20 protein-coding genes and 1 pseudogene are annotated in these 20550 nt (G+C 38.7%); 19 read left to right on the top strand and 2 right to left on the bottom strand.

Annotation, left to right across the window (positions count from 1 at the left end; all coding sequences use genetic code 11):
* Nucleotides 1–149: 149 nt before the first annotated feature.
* The 11 genes from cls (H8S51_RS05280) (at nucleotide 150) to H8S51_RS05325 (ending at nucleotide 9034) form a co-directional block, all read left to right on the top strand.
* The gene (gene cls, locus H8S51_RS05280; RefSeq protein WP_014080824.1) at nucleotides 150–1709 is read left to right on the top strand and encodes a cardiolipin synthase; all 1560 of its coding nucleotides are present in this window, start codon (nucleotides 150–152) and stop codon (nucleotides 1707–1709) included.
* A 445-nt stretch (nucleotides 1710–2154) separates the two neighbouring features.
* Nucleotides 2155–2493 (top strand): IS66 family insertion sequence element accessory protein TnpA, encoded by a 339-nt coding sequence (tnpA, locus tag H8S51_RS05285; protein ID WP_117922646.1) that lies wholly within the window; start codon nucleotides 2155–2157, stop codon nucleotides 2491–2493.
* Nucleotides 2486–2839 carry an IS66 family insertion sequence element accessory protein TnpB gene (gene tnpB, locus H8S51_RS05290; protein WP_006855325.1) on the top strand — a complete coding sequence of 118 codons (354 nt, stop codon included), beginning with the start codon at nucleotides 2486–2488 and terminating at the stop codon, nucleotides 2837–2839. The genes tnpA and tnpB overlap by 8 nt, the downstream gene beginning before the upstream one ends.
* A 146-nt stretch (nucleotides 2840–2985) precedes the next feature.
* Entirely contained in the window at nucleotides 2986–4632 is a 1647-nt protein-coding gene (gene tnpC / locus H8S51_RS05295) for an IS66 family transposase (protein ID WP_241070915.1), read from the top strand.
* 101 nt (nucleotides 4633–4733) lie between these two features.
* Nucleotides 4734–5606, top strand: a complete 873-nt coding sequence (locus H8S51_RS05300) for a ParB/RepB/Spo0J family partition protein (RefSeq protein WP_186900621.1) — start codon at nucleotides 4734–4736, stop codon at nucleotides 5604–5606.
* 10 nt (nucleotides 5607–5616) lie between these two features.
* Nucleotides 5617–6402 carry a ParA family protein gene (locus H8S51_RS05305; RefSeq protein WP_186900620.1) on the top strand — a complete coding sequence of 262 codons (786 nt, stop codon included), beginning with the start codon at nucleotides 5617–5619 and terminating at the stop codon, nucleotides 6400–6402.
* Nucleotides 6392–7306, top strand: coding sequence for a ParB/RepB/Spo0J family partition protein (locus H8S51_RS05310; protein WP_186900619.1), 915 nt, complete (start codon nucleotides 6392–6394; stop codon nucleotides 7304–7306). Before H8S51_RS05305 ends, H8S51_RS05310 begins: the two co-directional genes overlap by 11 nt.
* Entirely contained in the window at nucleotides 7303–8286 is a 984-nt protein-coding gene (locus H8S51_RS05315) for a DUF6017 domain-containing protein (protein ID WP_186900618.1), read from the top strand. The genes H8S51_RS05310 and H8S51_RS05315 overlap by 4 nt, the downstream gene beginning before the upstream one ends.
* Before the next feature lie 11 nt (nucleotides 8287–8297).
* Nucleotides 8298–8594 carry a hypothetical protein gene (locus H8S51_RS05320; RefSeq protein ID WP_055066640.1) on the top strand — a complete coding sequence of 99 codons (297 nt, stop codon included), beginning with the start codon at nucleotides 8298–8300 and terminating at the stop codon, nucleotides 8592–8594.
* Nucleotides 8595–8604: 10 nt separating this feature from the next.
* Nucleotides 8605–8730, top strand: coding sequence for a hypothetical protein (locus H8S51_RS18100; protein ID WP_256451909.1), 126 nt, complete (start codon nucleotides 8605–8607; stop codon nucleotides 8728–8730).
* 1 nt (nucleotide 8731) lies between these two features.
* Nucleotides 8732–9034 carry a hypothetical protein gene (locus H8S51_RS05325; protein WP_186900617.1) on the top strand — a complete coding sequence of 101 codons (303 nt, stop codon included), beginning with the start codon at nucleotides 8732–8734 and terminating at the stop codon, nucleotides 9032–9034.
* 47 nt (nucleotides 9035–9081) lie between these two features.
* Here H8S51_RS05325 and H8S51_RS05330 read toward each other — a convergent pair whose 3' ends face one another.
* Entirely contained in the window at nucleotides 9082–10392 is a 1311-nt protein-coding gene (locus H8S51_RS05330) for an MATE family efflux transporter (protein ID WP_186900616.1), read from the bottom strand.
* Nucleotides 10393–10664: 272 nt separating this feature from the next.
* On the opposite strand from H8S51_RS05330, the gene H8S51_RS05335 reads away from it, so the two are divergent.
* Nucleotides 10665–12005 (top strand): MATE family efflux transporter, encoded by a 1341-nt coding sequence (locus H8S51_RS05335; RefSeq protein WP_117919840.1) that lies wholly within the window; start codon nucleotides 10665–10667, stop codon nucleotides 12003–12005.
* A gap of 183 nt (nucleotides 12006–12188) precedes the next feature.
* Here H8S51_RS05335 and H8S51_RS05340 read toward each other — a convergent pair.
* Nucleotides 12189–13273: pseudogene (locus H8S51_RS05340) on the bottom strand (transposase); the annotation flags it as partial.
* 231 nt (nucleotides 13274–13504) lie between these two features.
* Between H8S51_RS05340 and H8S51_RS05345 the strand changes: the two are divergent.
* The 7 genes from H8S51_RS05345 to H8S51_RS05375 all read left to right on the top strand — a co-directional run bounded on the left by H8S51_RS05345 (nucleotide 13505) and on the right by H8S51_RS05375 (nucleotide 20522).
* Entirely contained in the window at nucleotides 13505–13639 is a 135-nt protein-coding gene (locus H8S51_RS05345) for a DNA cytosine methyltransferase (RefSeq protein WP_117594046.1), read from the top strand.
* Nucleotides 13640–13774: 135 nt separating this feature from the next.
* The gene (gene bsh, locus H8S51_RS05350) at nucleotides 13775–14752 is read left to right on the top strand and encodes a choloylglycine hydrolase (protein WP_005347230.1); all 978 of its coding nucleotides are present in this window, start codon (nucleotides 13775–13777) and stop codon (nucleotides 14750–14752) included.
* A 38-nt stretch (nucleotides 14753–14790) separates the two neighbouring features.
* Nucleotides 14791–15471 (top strand): GTP pyrophosphokinase, encoded by a 681-nt coding sequence (locus H8S51_RS05355; RefSeq protein WP_117525961.1) that lies wholly within the window; start codon nucleotides 14791–14793, stop codon nucleotides 15469–15471.
* A gap of 35 nt (nucleotides 15472–15506) precedes the next feature.
* Entirely contained in the window at nucleotides 15507–17066 is a 1560-nt protein-coding gene (cls, locus tag H8S51_RS05360) for a cardiolipin synthase (RefSeq protein ID WP_014080824.1), read from the top strand.
* A 290-nt stretch (nucleotides 17067–17356) separates the two neighbouring features.
* A complete protein-coding gene (locus H8S51_RS05365; RefSeq protein ID WP_186899071.1) occupies nucleotides 17357–18790 on the top strand; it encodes a phospholipase D family protein in 1434 nt (477 codons plus the stop codon).
* A complete protein-coding gene (locus H8S51_RS05370; protein ID WP_003693048.1) occupies nucleotides 18769–19479 on the top strand; it encodes a response regulator transcription factor in 711 nt (236 codons plus the stop codon). The genes H8S51_RS05365 and H8S51_RS05370 overlap by 22 nt, the downstream gene beginning before the upstream one ends.
* Complete coding sequence (locus H8S51_RS05375) at nucleotides 19479–20522, top strand: HAMP domain-containing sensor histidine kinase (protein ID WP_005608371.1); 1044 nt, start codon at nucleotides 19479–19481, stop codon at nucleotides 20520–20522. The genes H8S51_RS05370 and H8S51_RS05375 overlap by 1 nt, the downstream gene beginning before the upstream one ends.
* Nucleotides 20523–20550: the final 28 nt, after the last annotated feature.

A 20550-nucleotide genomic window follows, 5' to 3' on the forward strand; every position in this document is an offset into this window, starting at 1 on the left:
TAAAACATATAAGGTTATTATGTGACTTTGATGATAAAGTAGCATATATCATTGGTCATGTTACATACAAATGAGGTTGCAGATATTAGTGAAAGAATGATTGAGTAGAATAAATTATTAGTATTTTATTAGGAAGGTGGAATATATATATGAAACAAGATACTTTAGAGGGCAAAGCAAAAACAAAAAATGGGGTAAAACGGCTGTGTTTTTCCATAATCTGCATTCTTCTGGAAGTGATTTTTATTATTACTATCGTAACACGTTTGAATGAATATGCAGAAATCATAAATTTATTTACAAGGATTTTGAGTGGGATCTTGGTTTTGGGATTGTACGCATCAAATAAGACATCCTCTATGAAAATGCCTTGGGTCATCTTAATTCTAATTTTCCCAATTATGGGTGTAGGCCTGTATTTGTTGATTGGTTTGAATGGTGGCACACATAAGATGCGTGAGCGATATGCAGAAATTGATAGCAAATTGTTACCAATGCTTCCGGACAGTCAGGAGTGTTTGAGCAGAATAAAAGAAACAATTCCGAAAGCAGGAAATATAGCAAGTTACATACAAAGAAATTCGCAGTATCCAATCTATCAGAATACGGATATTGTGTATTTTGATGAAGCAGTGAAAGGATTAGAGGCACAGCTTAAGGATTTGGAGAAAGCACAGAAGTTTATCTTTATGGAATATCATGCGATAGAAGACGCTGAAGCATGGCATAAGATTCAAGATGTTCTGGAAGAGCGAGTAAAAGCAGGTGTGGAAGTTAGAGTATTCTACGATGATATGGGTTCTATAGGCTTTATTAACACAGATTTTGTGAAAAAGATGGAGGCAATAGGAATTCATTGCCGTGTATTCAATCCGTTTATGCCAGGTTTAAATCTGTTTTTGAACAATCGTGATCATAGAAAAATAACAGTTATTGATGGAAAAGTCGGATTTACAGGTGGATATAATCTAGCAAACGAATATTTTAATTACACACACCCGTATGGACAGTGGAAAGATACAGGTATTCGTTTAGAAGGAGATGCTGTTCAGTCGCTTACGGTGACATTTTTGGAAATGTGGAATGCAGTAAGTGATAAGGATGCTAATGATTCTGATTTTAGTAAATACCTTTTCCACTATGATTATGCGGCACAGCAAACTGGGTTTGTTCAACCTTATGCAGACAGCCCTATGGATAATGAGCAAGTAGGAGAAGAAGTTTATATCAGTATGATAAATAAAGCTGAAAAATATTGTTGGTTTATGACTCCATATCTAATCATAACAGATGAAATGACGCATGCGTTATGTCTGGCTGCTAAGCGAGGGGTAGACGTAAGAATTATCACACCTGGTATCCCTGATAAAAAATTCATTTATAATATAACTCGTTCTTTTTATCATGGATTAGTTAAACATGGTGTTCGTGTTTATGAGTGGACTCCTGGTTTCTGTCATGCAAAAATGAGTGTGGCAGATGACTGTATGGCAACTTGTGGAACAATTAATCTGGATTATCGAAGTTTATATCACCATTTTGAAAACGGCTGTTTTATGGCAGATTGTCAGGCAGTTGTGGAAATAAAAAATGATCTGATAAGAACGATGGGAGAATGTCGTGATGTGACAGACCAATATCAAACCGGACGAAGTGCATATTTGCGACTGGGACAATTATTTATGAGATTATTTGCTGGATTGCTATAAGAATCTGATGAAACGACCTTTCAAAAAACAGTTGATTTAGAAGTTAACTGTTTTTGAAAGGCCGTTTTTGCTATATCTAACAGTCTGTTGTACAAAGAAGATTTTGCATGGATGAAAAAACAAACCTTGTTGAGGTTAAATTGAGTTTTCCATTGTATTGTATTGCTAATGAATAAGAATAAGAAAAAGAACAGACAATGCTGAATGCTCTGGAAACAAGAATATCTGAGTATAGTATGTAAGTTCGTAACAGAATGAAAGGAGCGATTCAAATGAGCAATTTGGAAAATTATATGAAACAGCAAGCAATTTTTTGTGAACAAAATGATAGCATTAGTAAGAATCTGTATTCAGAGTATGGTAAGTACGTAATCATCCGTATCTGTCCGCAACTATATTTTTCTGATACACTCTTTTCATAACAAAGGAAGGAAACTGTATCATTATGAAAAAAGATGAAAAAATCACTCTGTGGTCTGAACGAATCCATGAATTTCAATCCAGTGGGCAGACTTGCAAAACATGGTGTCAGGAACATCACGTTCCAGTCTCTACAATGAATTATTGGATGCGCAAGCTGAAAAAATTGGACGAACAATCAGATACAGATATGATTTTTGCAAAAATGCCAACGGAAAAAGAGATTTCAAAGAATGAGACTTTGAATATCAGCCCGTCTCCAGTCCGCATTTTTATCACAAACGCTATTCGGATTGAAGTGATGCCTGAATGCCCGCCGGAATTTTTTCGTGTTCTGATCCAGGGGCTGAAAGATCATGCTTGATCTGGCAGGTGGCACAACCGTTTACCTTGCATGTGGAGCTACCGATCTGAGAAAAAGCTATCACGGACTGGCTGCAATTATCAAGCTAAAATTCAAACTTGATCCCTATTCGCGCTGCATGTTTGCGTTCTGCAACCGCAGGCGGACTTCTATTAAGATTCTGCAATGGGACGGATCCGGTTTCTGGATTCTGATGAAGAGGCTTGACAAAGATTCCTTTCACTGGCCGGATACTCCGGATGAATTACAGAAAGTGACCCTGAAAGAAATGCATTGGCTGTGTGATGGCCTTTCACTTACTCCGAAGGGAGCTTTTGAAGAAAGACATCCAAAGATTGTTGTATAAAGAACGGATTTGTCAATTCGCAAAAAGCACGAAATACTTGTGGATATCGGTATATATTCCTACACAGTAAAACGTTGATTTTTCTCGAACAGCTGGACTTTCTATGCTATACTGGAATTATCATATAAGAGTTTGGAGATTGCCGGATGGATCCGTTTTTTACAGAGGAACAGCTGAATAACATGAGCCGTGAAAACATGATGGAAGTTATGAGAATCATGCAGAATCAGGTTCAAAAAAAAGAGACCGAGGTACAGCTTCTGAAAGACAAGCAGAAAGAACTGGAATTTATGAACGCAATGCTTTCAGACCGTCTTGCGCTTGCACAAAGAAGACGTTTCGGTTCTTCCAGTGAAAAATACGCAGATGGATATGAACAGATGGATCTGTTTAATGAGGCTGAAGTCAATGCAGATATGGATACTGCTGAGATTGAAGAGGAAATCGTGATTCCATCGCACAAACGGAAAAAACGCACCGGCAAAAAAGAAGAAGATCTCTCTAATTTCGAAGTAACAGAAACAATCGAATATAAACTGACCGGCGAAGACCGCTATTGTCCGGACTGTGGAACAAAGTATAAAGTCGTCACAAAAGAAGTCGTAAAACGACTGAAATTCATCCCCTCCACCTTTGAAGTGGTTGAAGAAGTAACCTATGTATACAGTTGTCCAAAATGTGGTGCTATGATCCGGCCGGAAAAAGAGTTTCCGCTGATCAAGGGAAGCATTGCTACACCTTCGCTGGTTGCCGGAATCATGAATGCAAAGTATGTCAATGGCATGCCGCTGGCAAGACAGGAACGGGAATTCGCAAGGTATGACTTAAATCTTTCAACAAAAACAATGGCAAACTGGATCATCAGCTGTGCAGACCGGTATCTGGGACTGCTTTATGGGCAGATGAAGGAAGAATTCCTAAAGAGCAGATACATCCATTGCGATGAAACCAGGATCCAGGTGATTGATGAACCAGATCAGAAAGGATCATCTCAAAACTGGATGTGGGTATATCTGACAGATCATTACAGTGAAGCCCCACAGATGGTTCTCTTTGATTATGAGAGAACGCGTGCCGGATATCACCCGGTAAACTTCCTTGGAGATACATTTCATGGATATCTGACGTGTGATGGATACCAGGCGTATCATGGACTGAACGATTCCATCACCGTAACCGGATGCTTTACCCATGCGAGACGCCGTTTTGATGCTGCACTCACGGCATTAAAAAAGGATTTCACAAAGGAGCAGCTGAAAGAAACAGTTGCATATCAGGCAATGACGAGGATCGGAATCCTGTATAAAGTAGAGGAACTGATCAAAGATAAGACACCGGAAGAACGGTATCAGGAACGCCAGAAGCAGTCGCGTCCAGTAGTGGAAGCCCTGTTTGAATGGCTGCATTCGATGGAAGATTCTGTAGACAGATCTTCCCTTATTGGTGATGCCATTTTATATACGCTGAATCAGGAAACCTATCTTCGCAGGTACTTGGATGATGGGCATCTGAGCATTGATAATAATAGTGCGGAGCGTGCAATCAAAAATTTTGCAGTAGGCCGCCGGAATTGGCTGTTTGCCAAGAGTATCCGTGGTGCAGATGCCAGTGCTATTGTTTACAGTATCGCAGAAACAGCCCTGCTGAATGGTCTGAAGCCGTATGTATATCTTTCCTATGTATTAGACGAACTTCGTAAAATGGGACCTTTTCCAAAGCTGGATGATCTAAATCGGCTTTTGCCATGGTCAAATGAATTACCGGAAGGATTTCGAACCAAAAAGAAGAAATAAAATGTGCCGCCCTGATGGGCGGCATGTTTTTTTAAAAGGCAAGGTACAGATGATTACGTACTTACGCTCTTTCTGTTGCAGATAAGAAATGGAGGAAAGATATGGATACAGTGGCATCAGTTCCAGAAGATGGCGAAAAAATTATAGAGATTCAGCTGGAACGTCTGCGGACCTTTAGGAACCATCCATTTAAGGTTCGGATGGATCAGGAAATGATTCGGCTCAGTGCGAGTGTTGAGAAATACGGAATCATAAATCCACTGATTGTACGACCGATTCCAGATGGTGTTTATGAGATTATCTCCGGACACAGAAGAAAGGCAGCTGCTGAAAAGTTTGGTTACAGGAAGGTGCCGGTCATTATCAGAGTCATGTCAGATGATGAAGCAGTAATTAATATGGTGGATTCCAATTTACAGAGGCAGCAGATAACATTCAGTGAAAAGGCTTTTGCTTATAAGATGAAGAATGAAGCTATGAAGCGAACCGGAGGAAGAAGAAAAAGTAGCCAGTCTGACTACCCGTTGAAAGGAAAAAAGACAGTAGAAATCATTGGTGAAGAATTTTGTGACAGCGCAAAACAGGTACAGCGGTATCTGAAACTGACGGATTTGATTCCTGAGTTACTGGAAAAGCTGGATAACGGTGAACTTTCATTTAACCCAGCTGTGGAACTTTCGTATTTAACGATAGAGGAACAAAAGGAATTTATAGATGCTATGGAGTATACACAGGCAGTTCCATCCATTTCTCAGGCACAGAGAATGAAAAAATTAAGCCGGGAAAAAAAGCTGACGGGAACAAAAATGAGAGAGATCATGGGTGAGATCAAAAAAGGGGAAATTACCAGAGTGATGTTTAACAACGAACAACTGTATCGGTATTTCCCAAAATCATATACCCCGGCAGAAATGAAAGAAGAGATACTGAGCATGTTAAATCAATGGAAATCGCAGAAAACGGCAGCAAAATAGGAGGAAAATTATGTGTAGAGTAATCGCAATATCAAACCAGAAAGGTGGAGTTGGAAAAACCACCACAACCGTAAATCTTGGAATTGGACTTGCCAGACAGGGAAAGAAAGTTTTGCTGATTGATGCAGATCCACAGGGGAGCCTTACAGCAAGTCTTGGTTATGTAGAACCGGACGAAATAGGAACTACACTTGCCACAATTATGATGGCTATCATCAATGAAAAAGAATTTGAGATCACAGATGGCATTCTGCATCATAAAGAAAATGTAGATCTGCTTCCGGCAAATATCGAATTGTCTGCATTGGAAGTAACAATGGGGAATGTGATGAGCAGGGAACTGATTATGAAGGAATATATTGAGGCTGTGAGAACGAAGTACGACTATATCTTGATTGACTGTATGCCAAGCCTGGGACTAATGACAATTAATGCGCTGGTAGCTGCGGATTCCGTGTTGATTCCAGTACAGGCGGCTTACCTTCCGGTGAAAGGTCTTCAGCAGCTGATACATACGATTGCAATGGTGAAGAAACGTCTGAACAGGCAGCTCGTATTTGAAGGAATACTTCTCACAATGGTAGATTTCCGCACAAACTATGCAAAAGATGTGGCTGGTAAAGTGCGTGAAGCTTATGGAGAAAAGATAGAGATTTTTGATACGGTGATTCCTATGTCAGTGAAAGCAGCTGAAACAAGTGCAGAAGGTGTCAGCATTTTTTCTCATTGCCTGAATGGAAAAGTAGCGAAAGCATATGAGACGATTGCAAAGGAGGTACTGGGAAATGAAGAGTAAGAGTGCAGACAAAATAAAGATGCCTAGTATAGATGAACTGCTGGGAGTGTCCGGTGAGGAAAGTGCAACAGATATTGAGATTAGCAGAATTCATAGCTTTGCAAATCATCCATTTAAGGTTTTGGATGACGATAAGATGGATGACCTGGTAGAGAGTATTAAACAGAATGGTGTGCTGACACCTGTTTTAGTAAGGCCAGATAAGAATAACAGCTATGAGATGATATCCGGGCATCGAAGAATGCACGCAGCGATAAAAGCAGGACTGGAAACAATACCGGCCATTGTGCGAGATATGGAAGACGATGAAGCCATTGTCATAATGGTAGATGCCAATATCCAACGAGAAGAACTACTTCCGAGTGAAAAGGCATTTGCATATAAAATGAAAATGGATGCGATGAAGAGGCAAGGTGCCAGAAATGATATTGCAAGTTCCACTTCCACCCAAATTGGGTGGAAGTCAGAAACAGCCGAAGCAATAGGAAAACAAGTTGGCGAAAGTAAAAACCAAGTCAGAAGGTATATCCGCCTAACAGAACTTATTCCAGACCTTCTTGATTATGTAGATAAGAAACGTCTGCAGTTTACCGTTGCGGTTGACATTTCCTATATTGACAAAGAGATTCAAACATGGTTATTTGAATACATCAAAGAAAATGGTACGGTTAAAGCAGTTCAGGTAGCGGCACTTCGCACAGCACTTGAAGCAGAACCGATGACGCAGGCGAAAATGATTTCCATACTGGTAAACAGCCAGCCTGGAAGGAAGCAGGAACAGAAAATCACATTGTCAGAGAAAAAACTGAGAAATTTCTTCTCTGATAAATATACGGCAGAAGATATGGAAAGTGTAATTCTGGAACTTCTGGATCAATGGAAAAGAGGTGAGATAACAGTATGAATTTTGAATACTATTATGGCACTCAGGCTGATCAGTTCAGTTTTATCCGGATTCCAAGGATATTATTATTAGATGAAGCATTTTCCGCACTGTCTTTATCAGCTAAAGTCCTTTACTCGGTACTTCTGGATAGAATGGGACTGTCAATGAAAAATAAATGGCTTGACGAAGAAAACAAGGTGTACATTATCTATCAGATCACGGAGATACAGAGTGACTTGGGATTCTCTAAGAAAAAAGCAATGGATTATCTCACAGAATTGGAGAAAATCGGACTGATTGAAAAGAAAAAGAGAGGCTTTGGATTGCCGAACATTATATATGTTAAGAGCTTTATGGCACATCAGAGTAGTCAAAGAAGTAATGAAATGGGAACTTCACAGGAAAAAGATGTGGTACATAGAAGTATCGAAATGGGAACTCCTGAGGTGATGAATAAGCACCTCAGAGGTGCCGAAACAGATACCTCAGAAGTGCCCAAAAACGGACTGCAAGAGGTTCCCAAAACGGTACCGCTATATAATAAGACTTATATGAATTATAATAATCAGAGTAATATCACATCGAATCATATCAAATCAGATGGCGATAGGATTCGATGTGATCAAAAAGAACAGACAATCAATGCTTATGCTGAACTGGTAAAGAAAAATATTGATTTTGATGTTTTACTGCATACATATAGCAGAGAGCAGGATCTGGTAGAAGAAATATATCAGTTGATTCTGGAGACCGTTCAAACTGAAAAGGATATGATACGGATCGCCGGCGAATATTATCCGGCAGGCTTTGTGAAGGGAAAATTACTGAAACTGAATTATTCGCATATCGAGTATGTGCTGGAGTGCATGGATAAAAATACTACGAAAGTCAGAAACATAAAACAATATTTGCTGGCTGCTTTATTTAATGCACCATCAACGATTGGAAGTTATTATAAAGCAGCGGTAAATCACGACATGCCACAGTACGCAAACTGAAGGAGGTACTTATGATTGTTTTAAGAATGGCAGGAAAAATTTTATTGTTACCGGTGTGGTTATTATTAGCCACTGCCCATTTACTGGTAAAGATCGTAGTTGAAATCTACTGCATCGGCAAAGGGATTGTCAATCTCATTCTGGGTTTTATGCTGATTGGAACACTGCTCTGGTACAGACAATGGGAGCGGTTTGCTTTACTTGCAGTTGCCAGTGGTATCTTGCTGTTCTTTCTGTGGATCGGAGTGTTTATGGAAGTTATACTGGAATCAGCACAACACAAAATTGGAAAATGGATTATTAAGTGAGGAAACTATTATGGAAAAAGAATATATTCAGCTACCAGCATTAAAAAGAGATCTGGATCCAGATGTTGTAAAGGTTTTATGGGCGTTTATTCAATTACCTGAGGAATACCAAGCACGCTATCAGGAGCAATATTGAATTGTTAAATCAGAGGAAAGAAGAAGCAGACAGGCAATTACAGGAGAATATCGAAAAGATTGATGCAGACGCAATTCATTTATATGAAGAAACCATGCGGAGCATGATTCGTGATATTGTTCAGCAATCCTGTAACTTAGCTTGTTGGGTTCGTTATCATAAATATGATTTGGAAGAATCTCTGGAGGAGATGATAGACCAGCAGCCACATGCTGCAAAATATATTATTGCAATGAATATACTTATGGATGACGCAGAGGGAAGCGAAAGTCCATTTGAGGGAAACAGTTTTATGACATCATAATTAAGGAAATCACAATCAATAGTGGAGCTGTCGGTAAATAACGTTTTTTACATATTTCCCGACAGCCCCATTCTTTTTCTTCTGTCTTTATATGCCAGAAACAGAATCGTCAGAAACGTAACTGTCTCCGCTGCAAGAAGAGAGATCCAGATTCCATTTAATCCGAATAATTTCGCAAGTATAACTGCGCAGATAACAATAGCAACAATTCCTCTCAGGAATGATCCCACAATCGCGATTTTCGGTTCATCTACTGCTGAGAAATATGCCACCAGTACAACATTGATTCCTGCAACTATAAATCCAAGGAAATACAGACGCAGTCCTGTATGTGCATAATTCAATAACTGAACATTGTTTTCACTGTTGAAAATGCTGATTTGCGGGTCAGTTGCTGTCCAGATGATCAATTGGATCAATGCTTCTACTGCAAGACATACGAGCAGGCTCCATTTCAGAAGTTTTTTTACCTGAGTAGGCTGACCTTTTCCGTAGCTTTCACTGATCAGAGGCTGTGCTCCCTGGGCCAGACCGTTGAAGATTGCAAATGCCACGATAGAAAGGTTTGCCACAACTCCATAGGCTGCTACACCTACATTTCCTGCAATTCCCAGGATCAGGAAGTTAAATACAATAGCGATCACACCGGAAGACAGTTCACCGACGAATGCGGAAACTCCTAGCTGACAGCAGGAAATCAGGTGTCTGAATGACGGTTTTTTCCAATGGAATCCTACATGGTTTCTGCTGCTTCTGTAGTGTATGGTACAGACGCTCATTGTTACGATCGGACAGATTGCAGTAGCCAGTCCGGCTCCGGAAAATCCCAGACCGACTGGGAACATGAATATATAATCAAATATAATGTTAAAGATACTTCCACTGATGGAACCGATCATTGCAATAGAAGGCGCCCCATCGTTTCTGGCAAATGCAGTAAATGTATAATTTGACATGAAGAATGGTGTTGCGATCAGAATAATTCTCACATAGTTTCGTCCAAGTCCGATCAGTCCGGCATCTGCACCCAGCAAAGCCAATGCTTTGTCCGGAATAAAAATTCCGATCAGCATAAATGGAACAGCAACCAGTATGCTCCAGGTTACTGACTGTACGAAATAATGTTCTGTATTTTCTCCTTTTGCCCTGCTTATGGCATACCTGGTAGCGGAACCAATCCCGATCATAGCCCCAATCGCATAGATCAGTCCATAAACCGGCAGGATCAAATTGAGAACTGCCAGTCCGTCAGCACCGGAATATACAGATATAAGGAAAGTATCTGCCAGAACATAAACGGAAATCCCGATCATTCCGGCAACACTCTGGGTTACATATTTAGTGAATCTTTTCAGCATAATTCATGTCTCCTTCCGTAAAGACTTGCCTTCTATTATATATCTGTATTTTAAAAAATAGCAATCAAAAACTCCTCTCAGGCGCTATGCATAATAATTTCAACAACATGCTGCTTATAGCAGGTATTGATAAATTTATATCATTCTGATGATATATTATATTTCATTTTTCACGTTAATGATGTAAAATTATCAATGTAAATATCAGGGCATATTCGAATAATCATTTCTAAACTTTTTCAAATATGCTCCGGAAAGGAACTTTTATACTAATGAAAACCAAGATTCAGGATATGACCTCCGGTTCACCGGGACGGTTGATCATTCTTTTTGCAATTCCCCTGATGCTGGGAAATATCTGTCAGCAGCTTTATACAATGGTGGATACCATGATTGTTGGTCAGGTTGCAGGTGTGGAGGCTCTTGCCGCACTGGGTGCTGTTGACTTTCTGATGTGGGTTGTCACAGGAATATCCACAGGACTCACTCAGGGATTTTCTATTCAACTCTCCCAGTATTATGGGGCAAAGGATTTCGAAAATCTGCGTAAATCTCTGGCTCACAGTTACCGGCTGACCGCATTCATCGCAGCCGGAGTATTGATTCTCAGCCAGTCATTTGCTTCGCTGGTATTAACAGGGCTGCATACACCTTCCAATATTATCGGAATGTCTCTGTTATATCTGCGCATCATTTTCTGTGGAATCCCCGCCACAGCAGCCTATAATATGTTTGCTTCTGCTCTAAGGGCTATGGGAAACAGTAAAACACCGCTGACCGCAATGATCATCGCATCTGTGCTGAATGTCTCACTGGACATCCTTTTTGTGGCAGGCTTCGGATGGGGTGTGGCAGGAGCAGCAATCGCAACTGTGATTGCACAGAGCTTCTCCGCTGTTTACTGTTTCCTGATTTTACGCAGAATTGATATCGTTCATCTGACCAGAGCAGATTTTATGCCTGCCTCCGGCATGAATGCCCGCCTGATGAAGCTTGGTATTCCTGTTGTATTTCAGAATATCATCATCGGTGTGGGCGGTCTGGTAGTCCAGTATGTGATCAATGGCTATGGTTTCCTTTTTGTAGCAGGATTTACAGCTACAAACAAGCTTTATGGTCTGCTGGAAATGGCTGCTATTTCCTATGGATATGCCATCGTTACCTATGTGGGTCAGAATCTGGGAGCCGGAAAGATTGACAGGATCAGAAAAGGCGTACGCAGCAGTATGCTGCTTTCCCTGCTTACCTCACTGATCATTTCTGCTGCCATGTTTTTATTTGGAAAAAATATTCTCTCACTTTTCATCTCAGGTGAACCGCAGCAGACACAGCAGGTATTGGCAATTGCTTTTAAATACCTTTCTATTATGGCTGCCATGCTCTGGGTTTTGTACTTCCTGTACGTGTACAGATCTGTACTTCAGGGGATGGGAGATACCTTAATGCCTATGGTAAGTGGTATGGCTGAATTTGTCATGCGTATCAGTGCTGCACTGATCCTTCCCCATTTTATCGGACAGGACGGTATTTTCTTTGCAGAGATTGCAGCATGGAGCGGAGCCACTGTGATCTTATGCATCAGCTATTATGTACGGATGCATAAATATCATTAAAACAAAACAGGGAGCTGTCGGTAAATAACGTTTTTTAGAGCTGACAGCACCAAACAAAAATATCCTGACAGTTACAGAGCTTTCTGGCTCTGCAACTTGTTCAGGATATTTTTATTTTGATAAATACTTTCTGTTTTTGGCCGCAAAAAATCCTTGTTTGGATTTTTTCAGCCGCATTTTTTTCTAGGCAGTTTTTCCTTCAAATTTTCTCAGTTTTTCGTATAAAAACGATGATATTTATTTATATTTCTTCCAATAGCATACAGCATGAATTCTTTATATACCTTATCTGCCGAACGGTAATTAAAACGCCGGAAGTTCTCATTTTCCTTGATATCTCCAAAATGTCCTTCCGTCTGAATGGAACGTGTCTGGCGTTTCAGGATCCCGCGTTCACTCTGGATATTGGCATGCGATCTTTCTTTCAGTTTCTCCCATTGTTCATTGATCTTCATGACTTTGTTCTTTTCGGCATCTTTTTCCGCATCATACTTATACAGACAACGCGCTTTATGTTCACATCCGCTGCAGTCTGCACAACCATATACCTCAAAGGTCTGTGTATATCCATCCTGCTCTTTGCTCTCTATCCTGAGATGCCGCAGTTCACGTCCGTCATGGCAGATATAGAACTGTTCATCTTCAAAGATCCCTGTCCTCATGTTGTAATATTTACTGATATCTTCTGAATAAGCGCGTGTTTTTCGCTTTTCATGATCCTGCAGTTTTATATAACTGGATATTTCATTCCGTTTTAAATAAAGCAGATTTTTTTCACTACAGTACCCGCTGTCCGCAGTTACTTCTTCCAGAATACTCCCGAAAGCATTCTTATGTTTTTCAAGGACCGGGATCAGGGTATTATAATCGGTGCGGTCGCTGCTTACATATCCATGTACGATATAATAATTCTCTACCGCGATCTGAACATTATATGCTGGCTTTAACTGTCCGTTCAGCATGTGATCTTCTTTCATACGCATAAAAGTCGCTTCCAGATCTGTTTTGGAATAACTGTTTCTGTCTTTTCCCATGATCTCAAAGCATTCTTTATATTCCATCAGTCGTTTTCCGCATTGTTCCAGTTCCTCATGCAGCTGTTGAAGTGCAGGTTTTCTTTTTCCTTTTCCGTAAACGAATTCGATTCCCTCGTTGTCTGCGATCATCGTGAGATTGTTCTGGAGTTTCCGTATTTCAAGCGGTGAACAGTTATCGATCTCTATAATACGGTTATTTGAAAGCTTTTTATGTTTTACAAGCTTTCGTTTCCAAAAGTGGGGAGGGTCCCGCTTTTGAGGCGAATGCCCGGCAGTGTATATACACTGCCTGTCCCTGCTATTCTTAGCTCTCAGGCATTAAATACAAAAATAATTCGGTAAGTTCATTCTCTTGCTGAACTAAGTTTTTAAAGTATACGTATGTTTGTGAAATGATAGATATCAAGAAAAAAGGATAAATTAAACTTGGCATAATTGTTTTATTGAAGGAGGGCCATTACAATGGCATTTTCATATATTGATATATTTGCTGGTGCAGGTGGCCTTTCAGAGGGCTTTCAAAGAAATGGCTATATACCAGTAGGTCAATTCATCCTAGCTATGGATACCTGGTTTGAAAAACTGATGGAGAAATAATCTAGGAAAATAGTTTAAAGTTTACATGTTATGATCATGTATGAAGTTGGAACAAAATAAAAGAATTGTGCTATAATATTGTTCAAGAAAAAAACTCATTGACATATTTCAATCTATTTAGGAGGATAAACGATCATGTGTACAGCAGCAACTTATAAAACAAAAGATTTTTACTTTGGACGAACCCTCGATTATGAATTCTCTTATGGTGATCAGATAGTAATTACACCACGTAATTATGCGTTTAATTTTCGCCATGTTGGCGATATGAAAAATCATTATGCAATTATTGGAATGGCTCATGTTGCAGAAGATTATCCTTTGTATTATGATGCTATGAATGAAAAAGGAGTGGCAATGGCAGGACTGAATTTTGTCGGAAATGCTGTTTATGCCGCGATTAAGCCAGATGTGGAAAATATTGCACAGTTTGAATTTATTCCGTGGATTTTAAGTCAGTGTTCTTCTTTAGTTGAAGTTCGCGAGCTTCTTGAACGAATTAATATTGTTAATACTCCTTTCAGCGAGCAATTACCATTAGCACAATTACACTGGATCATTTCTGATGAGAATGAGTCAATTACGGTAGAATCTATGTCAGATGGTTTGCATATTTATGACAATCCAGTAGGAGTGCTTACGAATAATCCGCCATTTCCACAGCAGATGTTTCAACTAAATAATTATATGTATTTATCTCCTAAACAGCCCAGAAATACTTTCTGCGAAAATTTGGCTCTTGATGCATATAGTAGAGGTATGGGAGGATTAGGTCTTCCGGGAGATCTCTCATCTTCCTCTCGCTTTGTACGTGTAGCTTTTACAAAGGTAAATGCAATTTCAGGTGAATCAGAGGAAGAAAGCGTTAGCCAATTCTTCCACATTCTCGGATCTGTGGATCAGCAACGAGGATGTTGCGAAGTAGCGGATGGAAAATATGAAATCACATTGTATACGTCGTGTTGTAATGTTACAAAAGGTATTTATTATTACAATACTTATGAAAACCATCAGATCAGTGCAGTAGATATGCATGTAGAAAATCTGGATAGTGATAAAATGATTTGTTATCCAGTAATTCAAGGAGAACGAATCAACTATCAAAATAAATAATGTTTTGAAATCAGGGATGAGGTAGAAAGGAAAGTTTCATGACAAAAGATGAAGTAAAAAAACTCAGGATGGCTAGTCCGGAATCACTACAGTTTTTAAATAATGCTACAAAATTTTATAATTTAATGATGATGTATCGTTGTGCTATTCGGGAGATACAAACTAAACTTGAGGTTTTGGATGATGAATTTTCAGTTGAGAACAATCGAAATCCTATTTCTTTTATAAAAACAAGAATTAAGCAGCCCAATAGTATTTACGATAAACTGCAGAAGATGGGATATGAATTTACAACAGAAAATATACAGACATATCTCAATGATGTAGCAGGCGTTCGAATAGTTTGTGCGTTTATTGACGATATTTATATGATATCAGATTTGATTACCCAACAGGATGATATTAAAGTTATTGAAATAAAAGATTATATAAAAAATCCAAAATCGAATGGTTATCGAAGCTATCATATGATTGTTGAAATACCAGTATTTTTTGCTAAGGGTAAAACACCTATGCGTGTAGAATTACAGATTCGAACCAATGGTATGGATTTCTGGGCAACATTGGAACATCAACTTCGCTATAAAAAAGGAATTGAAGAAATGCCTGGCTATGATGAGATAAGTGAAGAATTACTTCATTCTGCAAGAGCTATCATTGAAGCAGATAATGAAATGCAGAGAATAAAAGACAAAATTGGTATGTTCCACGAAATTTAGGGAGAAAACTGAGCAAATAGGAAGGTGGAATATATATGAAACAAGATACTTTAGAGGGCAAAGCAAAAACAAAAAATGGGGTAAAACGGCTGTGTTTTTCCATAATCTGCATTCTTTTGGAAGTGATTTTTATTATTACTATCGTAACACGCTTGAATGAATATGCAGAAATCATAAATTTATTTACAAGGATTTTGAGTGGGATCTTGGTTTTGGGATTGTACGCATCAAATAAGACATCCTCTATGAAAATGCCTTGGGTCATCTTAATTCTAATTTTCCCAATTATGGGTGTAGGCTTGTATTTGTTGATTGGTTTGAATGGTGGCACACATAAAATGCGTGAGCGATATGCAGAAATTGATAGCAAATTGTTACCAATGCTTCCGGACAGTCAGGAGTGTTTGAGCAGAATAAAAGAAACAATTCCGAAAGCAGGAAATATAGCAAGTTACATACAAAGAAATTCGCAGTATCCAATCTATCAGAATACGGATATTGTGTATTTTGATGAAGCAGTGAAAGGATTAGAGGCACAGCTTAAGGATTTGGAGAAAGCACAGAAGTTTATCTTTATGGAATATCATGCGATAGAAGACGCTGAAGCATGGCATAAGATTCAAGATGTTCTGGAAGAGCGAGTAAAAGCAGGTGTGGAAGTTAGAGTATTCTACGATGATATGGGTTCTATAGGCTTTATTAACACAGATTTTGTGAAAAAGATGGAGGCAATAGGAATTCATTGCCGTGTATTCAATCCGTTTATGCCAGGTTTAAATCTGTTTTTGAACAATCGTGATCATAGAAAAATAACAGTTATTGATGGAAAAGTCGGATTTACAGGTGGATATAATCTAGCAAACGAATATTTTAATTACACACACCCGTATGGACAGTGGAAAGATACAGGTATTCGTTTAGAAGGAGATGCTGTTCAGTCGCTTACGGTGACATTTTTGGAAATGTGGAATGCAGTAAGTGATAAGGATGCTAATGATTCTGATTTTAGTAAATACCTTTTCCACTATGATTATGCGGCACAGCAAACTGGGTTTGTTCAACCTTATGCAGACAGCCCTATGGATAATGAGCAAGTAGGAGAAGAAGTTTATATCAGTATGATAAATAAAGCTGAAAAATATTGTTGGTTTATGACTCCATATCTAATCATAACAGATGAAATGACGCATGCGTTATGTCTGGCTGCTAAGCGAGGGGTAGACGTAAGAATTATCACACCTGGTATCCCTGATAAAAAATTCATTTATAATATAACTCGTTCTTTTTATCATGGATTAGTTAAACATGGTGTTCGTGTTTATGAATGGACTCCTGGTTTCTGTCATGCAAAAATGAGTGTGGCAGATGACTGTATGGCAACTTGTGGAACAATTAATCTGGATTATCGAAGTTTATATCACCATTTTGAAAACGGCTGTTTTATGGCAGATTGTCAGGCAGTTGTGGAAATAAAAAATGATCTGATAAGAACGATGGGAGAATGTCGTGATGTGACAGACCAATATCAAACTGGACGAAGTGCATATTTGCGACTGGGACAATTATTTATGAGATTATTTGCTGGATTGCTATAAGAATCTGATGAAACGACCTTTCAAAAAACAGTTGATTTAGAAGTTAACTGTTTTTGAAAGGCCGTTTTTGCTATATCTAACAGTCTGTTGTACAAAGAAGATTTTGCATGGATAGTGATTAATACAACGGAGTAAGAAAAGCTCCTTCATATATTAGAATAAAAATATGACTGTTTCTTTAAAAAGAAGCCTGTCATATTTTTTTATGAAAAATAAATTTTGTTGAGGTTAAATTGAGATTGACTTTGTATTGTATAAGTATGAAATAAAAAGGAATCAGGTGATGTACAATGAAAAAGTATAAAATATGTAAAATCCTTCTTGTTATACTGGCAATTTTTTTATGTGTGGCTTTTTATGAATTGCTCGGAATCTGCGTTGCATATAAAAAGCAGCCGGAAGTGTCCAATACAACCAAAAAAGAAACAAAAAATGGGTCATGGAACGAATGCAGTGAAAATACAGAACGGGCAGTAATCATAGAAAAGAATCCAGAAGCGCTTTTACAAAGAGTGCGTTTAATCAAGAATGCAAAAAAGGAAATTATTCTTTCTACTTTTGCATTTCAATCCGATGAAAGTGGAAAATTGATTTTAGGAGCACTGCATGATGCGGCAGACAGAGGTGTACATATTCGTCTGTTAGTAGATGGAATGGAGAGTTGGATTGATATGGAAGGAAATCCGTATTTCTATGGATTATCTTCCCATGAGAATGTTGAAATTAAACTGTATAATAAGGCCAATCCGTTGAAACCGTGGAAAATGATGGGTAGAATGCATGATAAATATTTGATTGCAGATGGAAAGAGATATATTCTTGGGGGAAGAAATACATACAATTATTTCCTGGGTGATTTTCCGGGACATAAGAACTATGACAGAGACGTGTTAGTGGTTTGCGATGAACCTGAGAAAGAAAATTCAGTTAACCAGTTGTCAGAGTATTTTGAAACCATATGGAATCAGGAAGACAGTGGTTATTTTCATGACAATAAAAAACTGGCAAATAGAAAATCTGTAAAGAACGCAGTTTTAGAGCTGCAGAACGGCTATCAGAAATATTTTGAAGAGAATAAGGAAAGAATCTGCGATACCGATTACACGGACGAAACTTTTGAGACAGAAAAGATTGCATTAGTGTCAAATCCTATTCACACAGGTTCCAAAGAACCAGTAGTGTGGTATCAGTTGGGAGAATTGATGAAAAATGCAAAAAATCGTGTGAAGATCCACACGCCATATATTATCTGTAATGATATGATGTATAATACATGGGAGGAGATTGCAGAGAACATTTCAGATTTTTCTATCATGACAAATTCAGTTGCGAATAATGGGAATCCATTTGGGGCTGCCGATTATGCGAAAAACAGAAATAGAATCTTAAGTACAGGAATTAATATCTGGGAATATGAAGGCGGTTATTCATACCACGGAAAAAGTATTCTGATTGACGATGATCTGTCTGTAATCGGTTCCTTTAATATGGACATGAGAAGTACATATCTGGATACGGAACTGATGCTTGTAATACGCAGTAAAGATATTAATAAACAGTTGGAAGAGGGGATGATGGAATATGAAAAAGTGTCCCGCCAGATATTAGAAGGCGGAACTTATAATGATCCATATCATGTAGAGCCAATCGAATTAACAAAGAAACGTCAGAGAAAAATATTTTTAGTACAGCATCTGCTTGGATGGGCAAGGTATCTGTTTTAATAAGGAGGAAGGAAAACGTGTTTCAAATATTGATTGTAGAAGATGATAAAGAATTAAGCCAGCTATTCCAAAAAGTGCTTGAGAAGAATGGATATCAAGTCAAAAGTGCATCGGATGGAGCACAGGCATTAGAAGTATTGGATAAGGAATATATTGATCTGATCATTTCTGATATTATGATGCCGGTTATGGATGGCTATGAACTGGTGTCGGAACTTCGTTCAGCAGGATATCAGATACCAGTGCTTATGATCACTGCGAAAGGTTCCTTTGATGATATGCGCCAGGGATTTCTTTCGGGAAGTGACGATTATATGGTAAAACCGGTAAATGTGAATGAAATGGTTTTAAGAGTCGGAGCACTGCTTCGCCGTGCACAGATACTGAATGAACACAAAATTGTGATCGGTTCAACAGAGTTTGATTATGATGCAATGACGGTTACAACTGATAAGGAAAGTCTTGTTTTGCCTAAAAAAGAATTCCTGCTTTTATATAAGCTTGCAGCTTCGCCAGGCAGAACATTTACAAAACAACAGTTGATGGATGAAGTATGGGGATACGAGACGGAGGCAGACCCACATACGATAGAGGTACATATAGGAAGAATCAGAGAGCGTTTTAAAGATAACCCTGATTTTGAAATCGTAACAATGCGTGGAATTGGATACAAGGTGGTGAAAAAATAATGGAACAAAAGAAAGAAAAAGGATTGCGGATCCGATCCTGTCTGACTGGTGCAATCTGGCTGGCACTTGTATTTTCAACAGTCATATCTGCTTTATTATTTGCTTTTTTGAATCATTTTTTTAATCTGCCGGGCAGCATACCTGTGCTTGGCTGGCTTTTGATTTTCAATACATTGATTGCAGGGCTGATCACTTCCTTTATTAATGCAAAGTTACTGGAACCAATTACCAGACTTAGTAAAGCAATGAAGGAAGTTTCTCGGGGAGATTTTGAACAGCATTTGGAAACGAACAGCCGTATAGCAGAAGTTGGAGAATCTTATCAAAGTTTTAATGTGATGACAAAAGAACTTCGTGCAACAGAGGTGCTGCAGATGGATTTTGTATCTAATGTTTCTCATGAGTTTAAGACCCCGATTAATGCCATTGAAGGGTATACAATGCTTCTTCAGGGAGAAGAACTGTCTCAGGAGCAAGAGGAATATGTAGAAAAAATCCTGTTTAATACCCAAAGGCTTTCCGGATTGGTTGGAAATATTTTGCTGTTATCCAAGTTAGAGAATCAGAACATACCAATGAAAAAAACAGAATATCGTCTGGATGAACAGATCCGTCAGGCATTTCTTTCCCTGGAGACAAAATGGACAGAAAAAGAAATTGGTTTCCAGGTAGAGCTGGAGGAAGTTAAATATACTGGGAATGAAGGACTTTTTATGCATATATGGATGAATCTTTTAGATAATGCGATTAAGTTCAGTCCTGCAAAGGGGACAATTATGATGTTTCTGAAGCAGGAAAAGGATTCTGTAATGTTTATTCTGGAAGATGAAGGACCGGGAATAGAGGATGATGTGAAAACCAGAATATTTGATAAATTTTATCAGGCAGACGGTTCTCACAAAGCAGAAGGAAATGGTCTCGGCCTTGCACTTGTGAAACGGATCGTAGATAGTGCCGGAGGAACAATCAAGGCAGAAAACCGGGAATATGGTGGATGCAGATTTGTTGTAGAGCTTCCAATACAGAAAGATGAGGCCATATAAGTTTAAGAAAAACAGATAGAGGAGGAAT

The sequence above is a fragment of the Roseburia rectibacter genome (assembly GCF_014287515.2).
Lineage (GTDB): Bacteria > Bacillota > Clostridia > Lachnospirales > Lachnospiraceae > Roseburia > Roseburia rectibacter.